Source organism: Archangium sp. Cb G35, assembly GCF_001896145.1.
Lineage (GTDB): Bacteria > Myxococcota > Myxococcia > Myxococcales > Myxococcaceae > Archangium > Archangium violaceum.
Genome location: NZ_MPOI01000015.1, coordinates 355463 through 371449 on the forward strand (window position 1 = coordinate 355463; position 15987 = coordinate 371449).

At 67.5% G+C, this 15987-nt stretch carries 14 protein-coding genes; 8 read left to right on the plus strand and 6 right to left on the minus strand.

Features of this window, described 5'->3' with window-relative positions:
* Nucleotides 1-68: 68 nt before the first annotated feature.
* The 8 genes from BO221_RS40325 (at nucleotide 69) to BO221_RS40360 (ending at nucleotide 8835) form a co-directional block, all read left to right on the plus strand.
* On the plus strand, nucleotides 69-938 hold the full coding sequence (locus tag BO221_RS40325; RefSeq protein WP_083682177.1) for an STAS domain-containing protein: 870 nt from the start codon (nucleotides 69-71) through the stop codon (nucleotides 936-938).
* A 14-nt stretch (nucleotides 939-952) separates the two neighbouring features.
* The gene (locus tag BO221_RS40330) at nucleotides 953-1354 is read left to right on the plus strand and encodes an STAS domain-containing protein (RefSeq protein ID WP_073566225.1); all 402 of its coding nucleotides are present in this window, start codon (nucleotides 953-955) and stop codon (nucleotides 1352-1354) included.
* Nucleotides 1335-1739: an anti-sigma regulatory factor gene (locus BO221_RS40335; RefSeq protein WP_073566226.1), complete on the plus strand. Its 405-nt coding sequence runs from the start codon at nucleotides 1335-1337 to the stop codon at nucleotides 1737-1739. Before BO221_RS40330 ends, BO221_RS40335 begins: the two co-directional genes overlap by 20 nt.
* A complete protein-coding gene (locus BO221_RS40340) occupies nucleotides 1730-2743 on the plus strand; it encodes an ATP-binding SpoIIE family protein phosphatase (protein ID WP_073566227.1) in 1014 nt (337 codons plus the stop codon). Before BO221_RS40335 ends, BO221_RS40340 begins: the two co-directional genes overlap by 10 nt.
* Nucleotides 2740-4524, plus strand: coding sequence for an ATP-binding protein (locus tag BO221_RS40345; RefSeq protein ID WP_073566228.1), 1785 nt, complete (start codon nucleotides 2740-2742; stop codon nucleotides 4522-4524). Before BO221_RS40340 ends, BO221_RS40345 begins: the two co-directional genes overlap by 4 nt.
* A 36-nt stretch (nucleotides 4525-4560) precedes the next feature.
* Nucleotides 4561-6468: a response regulator gene (locus BO221_RS40350; protein WP_073566229.1), complete on the plus strand. Its 1908-nt coding sequence runs from the start codon at nucleotides 4561-4563 to the stop codon at nucleotides 6466-6468.
* Between the two features lie 88 nt (nucleotides 6469-6556).
* Nucleotides 6557-7690: an N-acetylmuramoyl-L-alanine amidase gene (locus BO221_RS40355; RefSeq protein ID WP_073566230.1), complete on the plus strand. Its 1134-nt coding sequence runs from the start codon at nucleotides 6557-6559 to the stop codon at nucleotides 7688-7690.
* Between the two features lie 257 nt (nucleotides 7691-7947).
* A complete protein-coding gene (locus tag BO221_RS40360; protein WP_073566231.1) occupies nucleotides 7948-8835 on the plus strand; it encodes an aldo/keto reductase in 888 nt (295 codons plus the stop codon).
* A 68-nt stretch (nucleotides 8836-8903) separates the two neighbouring features.
* On the opposite strand, the gene BO221_RS40365 is transcribed toward BO221_RS40360, so the two are convergent.
* From BO221_RS40365 to BO221_RS40390, 6 genes are all read right to left on the minus strand, one after another.
* Nucleotides 8904-10496, minus strand: coding sequence for a kelch repeat-containing protein (locus BO221_RS40365; RefSeq protein ID WP_073566232.1), 1593 nt, complete (start codon nucleotides 10494-10496; stop codon nucleotides 8904-8906).
* 126 nt (nucleotides 10497-10622) lie between these two features.
* Nucleotides 10623-11927, minus strand: a complete 1305-nt coding sequence (locus BO221_RS40370; protein ID WP_073566233.1) for a HEAT repeat domain-containing protein — start codon at nucleotides 11925-11927, stop codon at nucleotides 10623-10625.
* Nucleotides 11924-12673, minus strand: coding sequence for an SMI1/KNR4 family protein (locus BO221_RS40375; RefSeq protein WP_073566234.1), 750 nt, complete (start codon nucleotides 12671-12673; stop codon nucleotides 11924-11926). Before BO221_RS40375 ends, BO221_RS40370 begins: the two co-directional genes overlap by 4 nt.
* A gap of 21 nt (nucleotides 12674-12694) precedes the next feature.
* Nucleotides 12695-13858, minus strand: a complete 1164-nt coding sequence (locus tag BO221_RS40380; RefSeq protein ID WP_073566235.1) for a DUF4150 domain-containing protein — start codon at nucleotides 13856-13858, stop codon at nucleotides 12695-12697.
* On the minus strand, nucleotides 13855-14922 hold the full coding sequence (locus BO221_RS40385) for a beta-ketoacyl synthase N-terminal-like domain-containing protein (protein WP_083682179.1): 1068 nt from the start codon (nucleotides 14920-14922) through the stop codon (nucleotides 13855-13857). Before BO221_RS40385 ends, BO221_RS40380 begins: the two co-directional genes overlap by 4 nt.
* The gene (locus BO221_RS40390; RefSeq protein ID WP_073566236.1) at nucleotides 14919-15959 is read right to left on the minus strand and encodes a DUF2169 domain-containing protein; all 1041 of its coding nucleotides are present in this window, start codon (nucleotides 15957-15959) and stop codon (nucleotides 14919-14921) included. Before BO221_RS40390 ends, BO221_RS40385 begins: the two co-directional genes overlap by 4 nt.
* Nucleotides 15960-15987 lie beyond the last annotated feature (28 nt).

Genomic DNA, 15987 nt, shown 5'->3' on the forward strand with positions numbered 1-15987 from the left:
GGGGACGGATTGTGAGCCGAGAGTGAGCGCCCCGCGTGTGGTACAGGCCGGACCCCAGGAGGCGTTCGTTGACCACTCGAATCCACGAGATTCTCAAGAAATATCCGTCCGAGCTGCTTGGTGAATGGCTCACTGCCATGACGACCGGCGGGATGCGCCGTGACGCGCTGATGAAGGAAGCCGAGCTGCGCGAGCAGTGCGCCGAGTTCCTCCGGCTGCTGACGCAGGCCACCGGGCAGGGCAACCTGACCGACATCAGCGGCTCCACCTTCGCATCGGTCCGGGAGATGCTGGAGCGGCTGTCGCGCTCGCGCGGCCTGCAGGGCTTCTCCCCCGCGGAGACGGCCACCTTCATCTTCAGCTTCAAACAGCCCCTGTTCGATCGGCTGCGCGCTGATTACGCCAGTCAGCCGCAGGTGGTGACCGAGGAGATGTGGACCGCCACGCTCCTGCTGGACAAGCTGGGCCTGTACACCACCGAGGTGCACCAGCGGGCGCGCGAGGAGGTCATCATGCGCCAGCAGCAGGAGATGCTGGAGCTGTCCACCCCCGTGGTGCAGTTGTGGGACCGCATCGTCTGCCTGCCGCTCATCGGTACGCTGGACAGTGGCCGCACCCAGACGGTGATGGAGACGCTGCTGCAGCGCATCGTCGAGACGGGGGCGGAGATCGCCATCATCGACATCACCGGCGTGCCCACCGTGGACACCCTCACCGCCCAGCACCTCATCAAGACGGTGACGGCCACCCGGCTGATGGGCGCCGAGTGCGTCATCAGCGGCATCCGTCCCCAGATTGCCCAGACCATCGTCCACCTGGGCGTGGACCTGGCCGGCGTGGTGACCAAGTCCAGCGTGGCCGGGGCCTTCAACTGGGCCCTCAAGCGTCTCAACCAGAGCGTCAGCGCTCCGAGCCCGCGCACGTCGGGCAAGGCCTAGCCGGAGTCATCTACATGGAGCGCATTCCCATCCTCCGCATGGGCCGGGTGTTGCTGGTCACCATCCAGGTGGACATGCATGACCAGCTCGCGGTGAGCCTGCAGGACGACCTGACCGCGAAGATCGTCGAGACCAGCGCTGGAGGTGTGCTCATCGACATTTCCTCGCTGGAGGTGGTGGACTCCTTCATCGGACGCATCCTCGGCAACATCGCCACCATGTCGCGTGTTCTGGATGCACAGACGGTGGTGGTGGGCATGCAACCGGCGGTGGCCATCACCCTGGTGGAACTGGGCATGTCGTTGCCCGGCATCCGCACCGCCCTCAACGTGGAGAAGGGCATGGCGCTGCTGCAGGCCTCCATGGAGGCCGACGAGGTCGGGCTCGAGGTCTCGGATGCAAGTCTTGAGGACTGAGGTGATGCCCATCCGCTCGGCGCAGGACCTGGTGCTCGTGCGCCAGGCCGTGCGCACGTGGTCCGCCGAGCTGAAGTTCAGCCTCGTGGAGCAGACCAAGATGGTGACCGCCGCCAGCGAGCTGGCGCGCAACACCCTGGACTATGGCGGGGGCGGCCAGGTCACCCTCGAACTCCTCCAGGAGGGCATCCGCAAGGGGTTGCGGCTGTCCTTCGAGGACCAGGGGCCGGGTATTCCCGACATCGAGCTGGCGCTGCGTGACGGGTACACCTCGGGTGGCGGCATGGGGCTCGGGCTGGGGGGCGCCCGGCGGCTCGTGAACGACTTCGACATCGTCTCCAAGGTAGGGGAGGGCACGAGGGTCACGGTGACACGATGGAAGTGAGCTCCACGGTGATTCCGGTAACGGAGAGCAGCCAGGCGGGACATGCACGCCGGACGGCGGCGGCACTGGCCGCTCGCCTGGGGTTCAAGGAGGAGGCCCAGGGCAAGGTGGCCATCGTGGTGAGCGAGGCGGCCAAGAACCTGGTGGCCCACGCGCGCGACGGTTTCATCATCCTGCGCGCGCTCCATGCGGCCCCGCATGTCGGGGTGGAGGTGCTCGCGCTGGACAAGGGCCCGGGCATGGCGGACGTGGAGCGCTGCCTGCGGGACGGCTTCTCCACCGCCGGCACCAGCGGCGTGGGACTTGGCGCCATACGGCGGATGTCCACCCTCTTCGACATCCACTCGTTGCCGGGTGTGGGCACGGCCATGGTGGCCCAGCTGTGGGCCGGCCAGCCGCCCCCCGCCTCCCGGGTGGAGGTGGGCGTGGTGTGCGTGCCCATGCCGGGCGAGGAGGTCTGCGGAGACTCCTGGGCGGTGGACAACAAGGCGGACCGCTGCATCTTCCTCGTCGCGGATGGGCTCGGCCACGGGCCCGAGGCGGCCCGGGCCTCGCGCGCGGCGGTGGTGTCCTTCCTGGAGCAGGGTCCCCTCGGGCCGGTGGATTTGCTGCGCGGCGCGCACCAGGAGCTGCGCAGCACCCGGGGCGCGGCGGTGTCCTTCGCCTCGCTGGACGGCGCGCAGCTGCACTACGCGGGGGTGGGCAACATCTCCGCGGCCGTGGTGTCGCGCGAGGGAGGCATCCAGCGGCTGGTCTCCATGAATGGCACCCTGGGGCACCAGGCGCCCCGCATGCAGCAATTCAGCTACCCGTGGAGCGCGGGGGCCACCCTGGTCATGTGCTCGGACGGGTTGGCCTCCCAGTGGAAGTTGGACGGTTACCCCGGGCTGCTCGTCCATCACCCCAGTCTGGTGGCTGGGGTGCTGTATCGGGATTTCGTCCGGGGCCGGGACGACGCAACAGTGCTCGTGGCACGCGAGGTGCCTCACGGAGAATCACGGTGAGCTCCTCTCTCTTCCAGGCTGAGCTACGGACCGGACAGGACGTGGTCAACACCCGTCAGCGGGGGCGCCACATCGCCCAGTCCCTGGGCTTCGACGGGCAGGATCAGGTGCGCATCGCCACCGCCATCTCCGAGGTGGCGCGGCTCGCCGCTACCCAGGCCAACGGCCACATCGAGTTCCTGCTGGAGGAGCTGCCCGAGCCCTCCCTGCTCGTGCGGGTGCGGGCCTCGTCGTTCAACGAGGGGCTCGTCGCGGGCAACACGCCGGAGACACTCCGGCCCGGGCCCGCGCTCGCTCCGGCGCAGCGGCTGATGGACCGGGTGGTGCTGCGCAGGGACGGAGACGGTTGGCTCTTGCTGGAGATGGTCCAGCGCCTGCCGCAGCTCACCCCCATGCCCCAGGCGCTGGAGTCGCTCAAGGAGGAGCTGGAGCGGCAGCGGCGCGCCAGTGCCGCCGAGGAGCTGCAGAAGCAGAACGCGGACCTGCTGCGCGTCCTCGACGAGCTGCAGGCACGCAAGGCCGAGGTGGATCGCCTCAACCGCGAGCTGGAGGAGACCAACCGCGGCGTGGTGGCCCTCTACGCCGAGCTCGAGGAGAAGGCCGAGGCCCTGCGCCGTGCCTCGGACATGAAGACGCGCTTCATCTCCAATGTCAGCCACGAGCTGCGCACGCCCATCAGCTCCGTGCTCAACCTCTCGCGGCTGCTCCTGGACCGCATCGACGGGCCGCTCACCACCGAGCAGGAGAAGCAGGTCCTCTTCATCCGCAAGTCCGGCGAGGCCCTCCAGGAGCTCATCGACGATCTGCTGGACCTGGCGAAAATCGAGTCCGGCCGCTCCGAGGTGCTGTGCACGCGCTTCTCCGTGGCGGAGCTGTTCGGCGCGCTGCGCGGGATGCTCCGGCCGCTGCGCGTGAACGAGGGCGTCCAGCTCGTCTTCGACGAGACCGAGGGGCTGCCGGAGCTGCACTCGGACGAGCGCAAGGTGTCCCAGGTTCTTCGCAACCTCGTCTCCAACGCGCTCAAGTTCACCCCCCGGGGCGAGGTGCGGGTGTCGGCGAAGCCGGGCCCCCGGGACACGGTGGTGTTCTCGGTGCGGGACACCGGCGTGGGCATCGACCCCGAGGACCAGGAGCGCATCTTCGAGGAGTTCGTCCAGGTGGAGGGGCCCCACCAGCAGGGGGTCAAGGGCACGGGCCTGGGGCTTCCGCTCTCCCGGCGGCTGGCGGAGTTGCTGGGCGGCTCGCTCACCGTGGAGAGCCAGCCGGGCCAGGGCAGCACCTTCCTCGCGGCGGTGTCCCGCGACTACACCCAGCGGCCGGGCGTGGCGGGGGAAGAGGGCGGGGACACCCAGGAGTTGGAGCGGGATACACCCCATGTCCGGACCGTGCTCATCATCGACGACGACGAGGTCGCCCGCTATCTGCTCCAGCGGGTGTTGGCCGATGCCTCGCTCCAATTCCGCGAGGCCGCGACGGGCTTCGAGGGGCTGCGGATGGCGGGGGAGGTGCGGCCCGCCGCCATCCTGTTGGACCTGTCGCTGCCCGGCATGGATGGTTTCGAGGTGCTGGAGGCGCTCCGGCGCGAGTCCTCCACCCGGGACATCCCCGTCATCATCCACACCAGCCGCTCGCTGACCGAGCAGGAGCGCGGGCGCCTCCTCCCTCATGCGGTGGGGATCCTCTCCAAGAGTGGACTCACCCGGGATGTGGCGCTCGACCTCCTCCAGCGGGCACTCTCCGGCCCGGGCCAGATGCCTGGTGGCGGTGCCGCCCAGACCTGATTTCCGCCCCCCGAGAGTCTTCTTGAGGAGACCGACGTGCCGCATAGGGAAACCATCCTCCTCAACATCAACGACAACGAAGCCAACCGCTATGCCGTCACGCGCATGATGCAGGCGGCGGGCTTCCAGGTGCGCGAGGGGGGGACTGGCGCCGAGGCGCTGAAGCTCGCCGCCGAGCTCCTGCCGGACCTCATCATCCTCGACGTGAAGCTGCCGGACCTCAACGGCATCGAGGTGTGCCGGCGGTTGAAGGCCGAGCCGCGCACGGCGGGCATCGCCGTGCTGCACCTGTCGGCCAACTACATCCGTCCCGAGAACAAGGTGGAGGGGCTGGACAGCGGCGCGGATGGCTACCTGGCGCAGCCGGTGGACGCCTCGGAGCTGCTGTCCACGGTGCGCGCGCTGCTGCGCATGCGCCTGGCGGAGGAGGAGGCGCGCGCGGCGGCGGTGCAGTGGAAGAGCACCTTCGACTCGCTGGGAGACGGGGTGTGTCTGCTGGACGGACACGGGCGGGTGATGCGCGTCAACCAGGCCCTGCTGCAACTGCTCGGGCTCACCGAGGAGCGGGTGTTGGGACGGCCTTTCGATGAGCTGATGCGGGCGGCGGCGGGCTCGGAGGCCGAGCTGCCCCCGAGCTGCGGCGCGGTGCTGTCCTGCCAGGAGGAGACCGAGGTGTGCCTGGGCGGGCGCTGGTACCGCGTGGCGGCCAACCCGGTGGAGGGCCAGGAGGGCACGGCGGTGGGGGCGGTGCGCATCCTCACGGACATCACCTCCCGGCGCGAGCTGGAGGACGCGCTGCGGCAGCGGGCGGTGGACCTGGCCGAGGCGGATCGGCGCAAGGACGAGTTCCTGGCCATGCTGGCGCACGAGCTGCGCAACCCCCTGGCGGCCATCACCAACGCACTGCACCTGGAGATGGCCACGCAGCCGGAGGGTGGAGAGTCCAAGTCCATGCGGGTGATGATGCGGCAGAGCCAGCACCTGGCGCGGATGGTGGATGATCTGCTGGACGTGTCGCGCTTCAACCGGGGCCACATCGAGCTGCGGCGGGCGCCGGTGGACCTGCGGCAGGTGGTGCAGCACAGCGTGGAAGCGCGCCGGCGCGCGCTCGAGGAGAAGGGGCTGCACCTGGAGGTGTCACTGCCCGCCTCGGAGAGTCTGTGGCTGGAGGGAGATGCCACGCGGCTGGAGCAGGTGGTGTCCAACCTGCTGGACAACGCGCGCAAGTACACCGAGCACGGAGGCCATGTCTTCGTCGGGGTGACGGTGGAGCGCAGGGGGCAGGAGCGCCAGGCGGTGCTGCGCGTGAAGGATACGGGCATCGGCATGAGCCCGGAGCTGCGGGCGCGGGTGTTCGATCTCTTCGTGCAGGCGCAGCAGCAGTTGGCGCGCTCCTCGGGCGGACTGGGCATCGGGCTGACGCTGGTGCGGCGCCTGGTGGATCTGCACGGCGGCGAGGTGATGGCGCACAGCGAGGGCGAGGGCAAGGGCAGCGAGATGGTGGTGCGTCTGCCTCTGTCGGAGGCGCGGCCCGTCGCCGCCGCGCCCGCGCTGGAGACGCCGCCGCCGGCCACCGAGGCCTCCGCGGGGCGCCGGGTGCTGCTGGTGGAGGACAACGAGGACACGCGCGAGGTGCTGCGCGAGCTGCTGGAGATGTGGGGGCACCGGGTGGAGGTGGCGGAGGATGGCTTCAAGGGGGTGCAGCTCTTCCCCTCGTTGAAGCCGCACGTGGCGCTGGTGGACCTGGGGCTGCCGGGGATGGATGGCTTCCAGGTGGCGCGCCGGATTCGCGAGTCCGAGGGTGGCCGGGACGTGTTCCTGGTGGCGCTGACGGGCTACAGCGGCGAGCACCGGAACCAGGCGGTGGAGGCGGGCTTCAACCTGCACATGGTGAAGCCCGTCAAACCGGACGAGCTGGAGCGGCTGCTGGAACAGCTCCCGTGAAATCCGGTGGGGACGCAACTTCCGTGACGCTCGTGCGATAATTCCATCGCCGTCACTGATTTTCAGGGCTTACCCCCCGGAGCCGCCCGTGAGCACCATCTCCTCCACGTCCCGCAACACCGCCGCCCTCGCCACGGCCGCCGCCTCGTCTACCCCCTCGCTGCCCACGGCGACCCTGTCCAAGGGGGCCAAGGGCCCGGCGGTGAAGCAGCTCCAGTCGGCCCTGGTGAAGCTGGGCCACATGACGCAGGCGCAGATGAACACCGGCCCGGGCATCTTCGGCCCCCAGACGGAGGCCTCGCTCAAGAAGTACCAGGCCGCCAACAAGCTGACGGCGGACGGCGTGTTCGGCCCGAAGACGCGCGCCGAGATGCTCAAGGACCTCACCCCGGCCAAGCCCACCACGCCGAGCAAGCCCTCTGGCGTCACCGCGCCCCCCGCGGGCCTGGAGCGCGGCAGCACCGGCGCCGCGGTGAAGCAGCTCCAGACGGCCCTGGTGAAGCTGGGCCACATGAGCCAGGCGCAGATGAACACCGGCCCGGGCATCTACGGCCCGGCCACCGAGGCGGCGGTGAAGAAGTTCCAGTCCCAGTGGAAGCTGGGCGTGGACGGGGAGTACGGCCCGAAGACGAAGGCCGCCATGGACAAGGCGCTCGCCGGCCAGAAGCCGCCGACGTCCACTCCGACGACGCCGACCAACCCGACGAACCCGGGCACCCCCACGGGCAGTGTGAAGAAGCCGGACATGAAGTGGGTGCCCTCGGCCAACTTCAGCTCGCGCGGCGGGGCGGACATCGACGCCATCGTCCTGCACCACACCGCCTCCAACAACGAGGCTGGCGACCTGGCCACGCTCACCAAGAAGGGCACGGACGTGAGCGCGCACTACCTGATCGGCCAGGACGGCACCATCTACCACCTGGTGGATGACAAGATGGCGGCGTGGCACGCGGGCGTGTCGGCGCTGCACGGGGACAAGAGCCCCAGCGTGAACGCGCGCTCCCTCGGCATCGAGATCACGAACGACGGCAGCGGCAAGACGCCCTTCACCGAGGCCCAGTACAAGGCGCTGGAGAAGCTCGTGCCGTACCTGGCCAAGACGTATGACATCCCGATGAAGAACATCGTGGGCCACAAGGACGTGGCCCCGGGCCGCAAGGTGGACCCGGCGAGCAACTTCAACTGGGAGCGCATCCGCCGCGCCACCGACGCGGTGATCTGAGCCAATACGTCACCAATACCTCGCCACTACCCCCACCAATATCCCCTCTCCCCCCGGGAGAGGGTCAGGGTGAGGGTATCCGGGCCCGTTCTTCAACCCGTGGACCCCAAGTGGAGACACGGGGTTCAACCCGGGGTCATCCAATACCCTCACCCCGTCCCTCTCCCGAGGGGAGAGGGGAAATCCGCGAACCCCCTGCACACTGTCCTGGCCCCGGTTAGGTTGTCCGCCCTGTCCTGTTTGCACGAGGAGAGCGGATGACGGCGATCAACGCGGCGGCGAGCGGTACCTTCCGGATTGGCGGCGACCTTGAGGTGAATCGCCTCGGGTTCGGCGCGATGCGCATCACGGGCAATGGTATCTGGGGAGACCCCGAGGACCCCAAGGAGGCGCGCCGCACCGTGGCGCGCGTTCCCGAGCTCGGCATCAACTTCATCGACACCGCCGACAGCTACGGCCCCTTCGTCAGTGAGGACATCCTCGCGGAGGTGCTCTCGCCGTACAAGAAGGGTCTGGTGATCGCCACGAAGGGCGCGCTCACCCGGCACGGGCCCAACATCTGGCTCCCCGTCGGCCGGCCCGAGTACCTCAAGCAGTGCGTGCTGATGAGCCTCCGGCGCCTGAAGCTGGAGCGCATCGACCTGTGGCAGTTGCACCGCATCGACCCGAAGGTGCCCCGCGACGAGCAGTTCGGCGCCATCGCGGAGATGCAGCGCGAGGGGCTCATCCGCCACGTTGGCCTGAGCGAGGTCTCCGTCGAGGAGATCCAGGCGGCGAGCCGCTTCTTCAAGGTCGCGACGGTGCAGAACCTCTACAACCTCGCCAACCGCCAGAGCGAGGCGGTGCTCGACCACTGCGAGAAGAACAACATCGGCTTCATTCCCTGGTACCCGCTCGCCGGGGGTCCGCTGGCGAAGGAGGGCGGGGCGCTCGACACGCTCGCGAAGAAGCTCGGGGCCTCGCCGTCGCAGATCGCGCTCGCGTGGGTGCTCCAGCGCTCGCCCGTCATGCTGCCGATTCCCGGCACCGGCAAGGTGAAGCACCTGGAGGAGAACACCGCGGCGGCCACCCTGAAGCTCAGTGACGAGGATTTCCGCGCGCTCGACGCCCAGGGGCAGGAGGCGTGGCGCGCGCAGAAGCGCTGAGGACGTCTCGTGAGGCGCGGGTGCCCCCGGCAATGGCGAGGGCACCCGGTCTTCACGTCCGCTCCGTCTCAGCGCGTGTAACGCTGCGCGGTGGTGACGGTGATGCTGTTGTTGAAGCCGCCCGTCACGAGCACCTGGCCCGAGTGCAGGAGCGTCGTGGTGTGGCCGTAGAGCGCCGACGTCATCGTGCCCGCGGACATCCACGCGTCCGCGCCCGGGTCATACAGCGAGGCCACGCCGTTGGAGTGGGTGACGAGCACCTCGCCCGAGTAGAGCAGCGTCGCGCTGACGGCCAGGGTGCCGGAGGGGAGGACGGCTCCCAGGGTCCAGGGGATGTAGCTGTACGGATCGTAGAGCTCCACCTGGTTCTCCTGGCCACCGACGACGAGCACCTTGCCCGAGTAGAGCCGGACGGCGGCGTGGCGGGTGCGCGTCTTGTTCATTGGCGGGAGGGACGTCCAGGTGTTGGTGGCCGGGTCGTACTCCTGCGCGCTCTGGAGCATGCCGAGCGTGGCGCCCATGCCGCCCGTCACCAGCACCTTGCCCGAGTAGAGCAGGGTGGCGGTGTGGTCGTAGCGGGCCGTGGGGGCGGAAGCCGCCGGGCTCCACGTGTGGGTGGCCGGGTCATACAGCTCGGTGGTGTTCGTGTCCCCGCCGGTGGACTGTCCACCCACCACCAGCACCTTGCCCGAGTCGAGCAGGGTCGCGGTGTGGTGGCTGCGCGGCGTGGCCAGGGAGCCCGCGGCCGTCCACGTGCCGGTGGTCTGGTCGAACACCTCCGCGCTCTGGCGATAGGTGGCCGGCGACGTGCCGATCCACCCGCCCGCCACCAGCACCTGGCTCGAGGAGATCGGCGTCGCGGTGTGCGCCATGCGCTCGGCGAGGGGCGCGGCCGTGGGGGTGGACACGTTGCTGTAGGGGTTGAACACCTCGGCCGTGGTGCCCCCCACCACCAGCACATCCCCGGTGCCGTTGAGCAGGGTGGCGGTGTGATAGGAGCGCGGGGTCGTCAGGTTGCCGGTGGCGCTCCAGGAGCCCACGCTCGGCGTGTCGAGCCCCGACGTGGCCACGATGGTGGGGGCCGTGGTGCTGGTGAAGAAGTCCGGGAACGTCGCGGTGTAGTACTGGCCGCTCCCGCTCTCTCCGGGGAGGACGCCGCCCTTCTGGCCCCGGACCTTCAGGGTGGTGCCATCGGTGAGGATGGACAGCTCGCCGTTGACGTAGGTGGGGCGGGTGTTGACGTGCGCCGCGAGCGTCACGGAGCGCACCACCGACAGGGTGTCCGGAGCCACGTGACGGATCTCCAGCCAGGTGCCGGAGGAGCCGCTCGGCGAGTACCGGTTGCTGTAGCCGACGGCGACCCCGAGGTCATTGGCGGCCAGCGAGAGCTCGGGGACCGAGTACGCGCCCGGGAGCTCCACGCTGCCCGCGCCCCACGGGCACGTGGAGGAGGCCTGCCGGGTGATGACGGGCACGTACGTGGGCGGGAAGGGGGGAATGACCTCCTTGTACGTGAGGGTGAAGGTGCACCCGCGCGACACCGCGGTGGTCAGCGCGGCGGTGCTCGTGACGAGCTGCGACGGTTCCTCCAGGGCAGGCCCGCCACAGGCCTGCGTCAGGAGGGCGGCGGTGAGGGATGCTGCGAGCTTCAGGGTGCGCATGCGTTGGCTCCTTGTGCGCCGCCATATTCCGGATCAGGAGCCGTTCCGTCTATCCGTATTTTCCCTGGCTTCCGCTCCTCTTCTTTTCCGAGACCCCCGGATGCGGAGGCGCTTGGTGCTCCCTCTTCAGGTGTGGGTCCTTCCCCGCTCAGTGTGCTCCGTCCACGACCGCCATCGCCCGATGGTCTGCCGCTGGCGGTGAATGGGCCAGTCAGGTTGAAAACCACATGGCTGTCCGGAGCGGATGTCCAGTTCCAGCGCCGCACGGGCCCGAGCGTCGAAGGGACTACGGGGGTGAGCCAACTCTTCTATGCATGCGTCCAGGGTGTAGTGCTGACCAAGTCGCAGCCGTGAAGTCCCTTCCAGCCGGGAGCGGTGCTCCGCCCACCATGCCCGCCACACGGCGCTATCGGTGCTCGGCCGTATCACCTCTCGCGCGGACTCCTCCGAGGCGCCCTCATCAGCCGCCCCTTCATCAAAGACCTGGATCTTCTCTGTGAGTCCCGCGCCGGTCATCAGCGCCAGCGCCGAGGCCGCTGCTCCTCTCACTTCGGCTTGGGTGTGCTCCAGGTGCTCGAGGAGCAGCGGAACGGCCGCGGGCACTCCAAGGATGCCGATGGCTTCGATGGAGGTCCTCACCAACTCGGGCCGGCGACTGAGTTGGCGTAACGAACTGAAGTCCTGGGGAGCTCCGGCCAGCCCAAGGAGCCAAGGGATTCTCGGAGAGAGGGGGCCTTCACCCCGGGCGGCCTGGCGACAAGCCTGCAGTGCACGAGATGAGCCGAGCCGCAGCGACGCGAGGAGCCATATGTCCAGTTCGTCTGGGGGGGCCTGGGGCAGCTTCCGTTCCAACACGGGAAGCGCGGGTCTGTGGCCAAGTTCTGATACCGCGAGCGCCGCGGCGGCGCGAACCTCCGGTACGGCGTCATCGAGCAGCGGTAGGAGGGGTGCGGCCCCTGTTTCGTGGCGATGCCCGAGGATACGCGCAGTGGTGGCCCGTACCTCTGGACGTGGCGAGGACAGCAATGCCTCGAGTCTTTCGGAAAGTTGCGGATGCCGCACCAGGGTGAGGGCCTCGGTGAAACACGGCAGCCGCACCTCGTCTGCTTCCGCCAGGTGCGCCAGCATCTCCGTGATTCCATCCTCGAGGGATGCGATGGCATGGATACCCGCGGTGTGCTCGTCCGGCGCCTCACTGGCGAGTGCTTCTCTCGTGCACGCGAGGGCCGTATCTCCACCCGCCTGCATCGCCTCGCCATGGTGGCGGATCCGCACCTCCAGTGATTCGATGCCGGGCCACTCCACCTCGGGGTTGTGCAGATAGCGCCTGCGCTGCGCGAGCAGGAAGGCCAGCTCCGACAGATGTTCCTCCTGGAACTCCCGGAGGAATTCCGAGGCGGATGGGTGCTCCAGAAGCGAGCGGGGAGTCAAGCCACCACCAACGAAGTCTGGTTGCTGAGAATGTCGCTGATGCGTTCCAGATCACGGGGGTTCCGGGCGGCAGCCGTGACGCCCATGAGGCCACCCGCGCCGTCGAGCCGCACATAGAGGGCGGCATCCGGTTGATCGTAGAAGCGATAGGCTACACTGGTTGTTCCCACGCGCTCGAACCCGAGGCGGTGGGCCCGCTCTTCGATGACACGGGTGAGCTTGATTGGACTCTCGATGTGCTCCGGCCCCTGCTTCTTGCTCTGCGTGGAAGGGATCAAGAGCCGTTGAAGATCGAAATCCTCCATGCGTTTCTCCGAGAAGGCCAGGGAGAGGAGGAAGTCATTTAGAGAAGGATCCAGTGAGTCGAAGTATCCATCCCTGGAGAACTCACCCATGCTGGGAAAGCGTACGACGGGGCAGTCTCTTTGCCCTGGCCTGGTGCATTCCAGATAGTAATCCATCTGGGGATCATCCTCCTGGATGGCGAAGAGGATGTAGCCTTTGGGGGGCGGCCAGTCTCCGCTCTTGTAGAATTCCAGGATGCGTTCGATGTGGAAGTTGACTCCCTCGATTTCGAGTCCGCCCATGTCCCTCCCCAGGCGGGTGAGGAACTCGCGGTAGCTGTCTGGGAGAGGCTGACCCGCGAGCACTTCGAGGTTCCGGATCTCCTCGGGCCTGGCTCCCTGGAGCCTGCGGGAGTAGCCCGGGTCATAGTGCTCGGCGAGGGCGATGAATTCTTGGAGCATGTCTGTCTTTCCCTCATTGAATCAAGGACACGGACGATCACCGCATAGCAAGCAGGGGAGTGCGCTCTGGCAGGTCCGGCACGAGGGAACCGTATCCCCATCGCGGAACTGATGTTTGACCGTCCTGCCATTCTTTCGATAACGCACCCGGACGCTCTTCTGGGGATCCGTGGGTGAATAGAACTGTTCGGTCATGAGGTGTGGCTTGTGACCGGCCTTCTGCATTGCCTGGATGAGCTTGGGGGCCGCGCACACGCCAAAGCGGTTGTTGTTCTTGCCCGGAAGGGTTTTGTGGATGTTCAACAGCCGCTCCTCCTGCGTGGGCGAAAGCGGGCCATTGGCGTTTTGCAGGGGAGGTGTGACGGGTCCTGCCAGTTTCCATCCCAGGGACTGTACTGCGGCTTTGAACCCATCCGTCTCGGCGCCAGACATCGCGGCGTAGACCTCGCTGCCACACTGACAGAGCAAGACGCCAATCATGTACCCAGCTCCCCTCCTGAGCACGCGCGTCTTGCCGATCTGATCGTTGAGCGTCTTGATCTGGGAGGACACTGTCTTGGTGTTGCCACCCTGGTCCTTCAGTGCCGCCAGGGTGGTTTCGAGCCCTTGCCGGTTTTGCTGGAGAGCGGCCTCTTGCGCCCGTTTCGCATCGAGCTCCTTCACCAGGGTCTGCGTGTTGCCCTTGGTGGTCTTGTGCTCATGGATCCGGTGCGATTCCTTGGGCTGCTGACAGAGGTCGCAAGGGCCCAGGGGATCGCGGTCATCACCGTAGGCGAAGCCAGTCCTCCCATTCTGGGCGAATGCGCTGTTGAAGGTGTTGCCATTGTGCTGGGTAGGCTCCAGGAATCGGACGACGCCCTTGCCTTCGATCTTCACGTCGATGCTGGCGTTGGCCCACGTCATCTTTCCCTGGGTCTTCGAGGAGATCAGCCCACCACCGGCCGTCCCGGGTTCATCTCCACTGCTCGTACCCAGGTTTGAATCCTTGAGGGCCACGGGATTACCCTCGAGCGTCACGGACGCGCTCCCCTTGGAGAGATCTCCGTCGCGAGCCACGTTCACGTAGGGAACGGGCACGGGCCCACCAGGAGAGGGCGTCTTGCACACATCTGGCACCGCGCAGGTATTGACCTGGCCATCTCCCTTGTGAACCACCGACCGGCCATTGGCGTACACCTTGCTCATGTATCCCCCTCAATGATGCAGGCCCCGGTTTGTCCCGCATCAGCACAACCGTAGATCAGGATGCGGACAGGCTCTTCCGAGCTCTTTTCCAACCTGCCCAGCAGGTGCAGCGCGCTACCGAGTTGGATGGCTCCCGCTGCCGCACCTGCGTCTCCGAGGCTCTCGGCGACCTGGCTCATTGTCAGCGGCTCTGGCATCAGTGCTGCGTTGCGCAGGTAGGCGTAGTTGAACTCCTGCGCCCAGAAGGTCTCCCCTGTCTGGCACGACAGGATGTGGTCCACCCGCCGGGCTCCCGTCAAGGGATGGAGCCTGAGCTGACGGAAGGCGTTCGTCAGTCCCTCCGCCATGTTGGGCTTCCGCTGCAGAAAGGAATGCGGCTCGTGTGACAGGGCACAGCCCAACACCCGGCCTCGTGATTTCAGCCGCCGTTGACGGGAGAGCTCCGTGGAAGTCAGAAGGATGAAGCCAGCTCCCTCCCCTGGCAGGATGCCGTCCGGCGTTCCGGGCCCCAGGGTCCGGCCTGTTCGCGCGTGGTGTGCCAGAGATTGACGGTCGCACATCGAATCCACGCCGCCCACCAGGACCCAGGAGGCCTGGCGGGATTTCAGGATTTGGGTGGCTTCGGCCAGTGCGCGGAAGAGTCCCGCGCGGCCTTCGTGGAAGAGCGCGTCCTTGGAGACCTCCAACCGCACCGGAGCCGCCGCGCGGTTGAGTACCCCTCGTACGGCTTCCATGTCGAACGGGGCACCACTCCCTGGTTCCGGCAGTGCCAGGAGGAGTGGCAGATGAGCGAGGTCATGCGGAGCCACCTCCTTCAGTGCCTCTTGGAGCGCTGTCACCGCCAGCGACACCATTCGCTCTGTTCGCGAGAGCCTGGGGTCCAGGAGTTTCAGCACCGAGGCACGGACCGGTTCGCCTGTGGCATCCAGGACGCCGGTTTCGAAGAAGCGTACGGTTCCCGCGGCCATCTCCACCTGGGTGGTTCGTGCGGTCAACCCGAGTGGGGTACACAGACCCAACCCGACGATTACCATCTCGTCCGAGCCATGTTGCCGTGCGTTCACCTGGGCATCTCCTCCCAGGGTTCCAACTCCCGGACGAGGCTGTACTCGTGATGGGTCAGCTCGCGATGGGCCGGGATGGCGGCGCGCCAGAGGAGTGTCAGCGCTCGTTCGTCGGGCTCGATCTGCACCGCATCCAGTACCAACTCCCGCCGGTCGACCCGGTGGCGGAATACGGTCTTCACCATCAGCCGATGATGGGGAAGGGGGAATGCCATCTGGCCTTCAGGCGATAGCCCCGCGAGGACCACCGGTTCTCCTCCCTTCAGTCCCGGCGAGGCGACGAGCCCCGGCGCCGCGGCATTGAAGAACCGCACGTCGAAGTCGGGTGGCCACAGAGGGGCGCGCTGTTCCACCCACTTCGCATCATAGGTTCCAGCGAACCCCAGGCGCGGTTGCCAGTTCCGAGCAATGGGGCCAAATCCCGCCGGGTTCACCCGGTCTGTCGGGCTGCGCATCAGCTGGAAGGGATCCTCCAGATTCGGAAGGGGTTGTTCGACGGCCTCTTTCGTGGAGCCATACAACCCTACTCCCACCGGGTTGCGCGGCTCGTAGGCAGGAGGCTCGTTGCCCGCCACCTGGGCCGTACCGCCGAAGCTGCGCTCGTATCGGAGCGGCATGGACTCGAAGGGCCGCGGCTCCGAAGCCTTGAGCCCCGAAACGCCTCGGTACCACACCCGGGTTCCAAAGACGTGTATCCCTTTCTGGTAGGGACCCACCCGTACGGCGGCGAGCATTTCGGTTACAGGCCTGCCTCGTGGGGCCCACGCGTGGCCCGAGACGTAGATATCGGTCCCCAGGCGCTGATAGGCGGTCTGTCCCTCGTATCGCAAGCTGGAGGAGCCCGGCTTTCCCCAATAGACGTCCTCCATCACGGGAGGGCTCTGCTCCTCACTCAAACTGGGGGGAACGGAAGGCCGGCCCGCAGGAGGCAGGTCGAATCTACCCGCTACGCAGATGACCAACAGCTCTTCTCCCTCCTTGTTCATGGAGGGCAGATTCACCGCATGGAACGGGCTCAGGTTCTCGAGGTTCGGCATGCGGTCCAGATGTCCCCCCTCGGTGAGA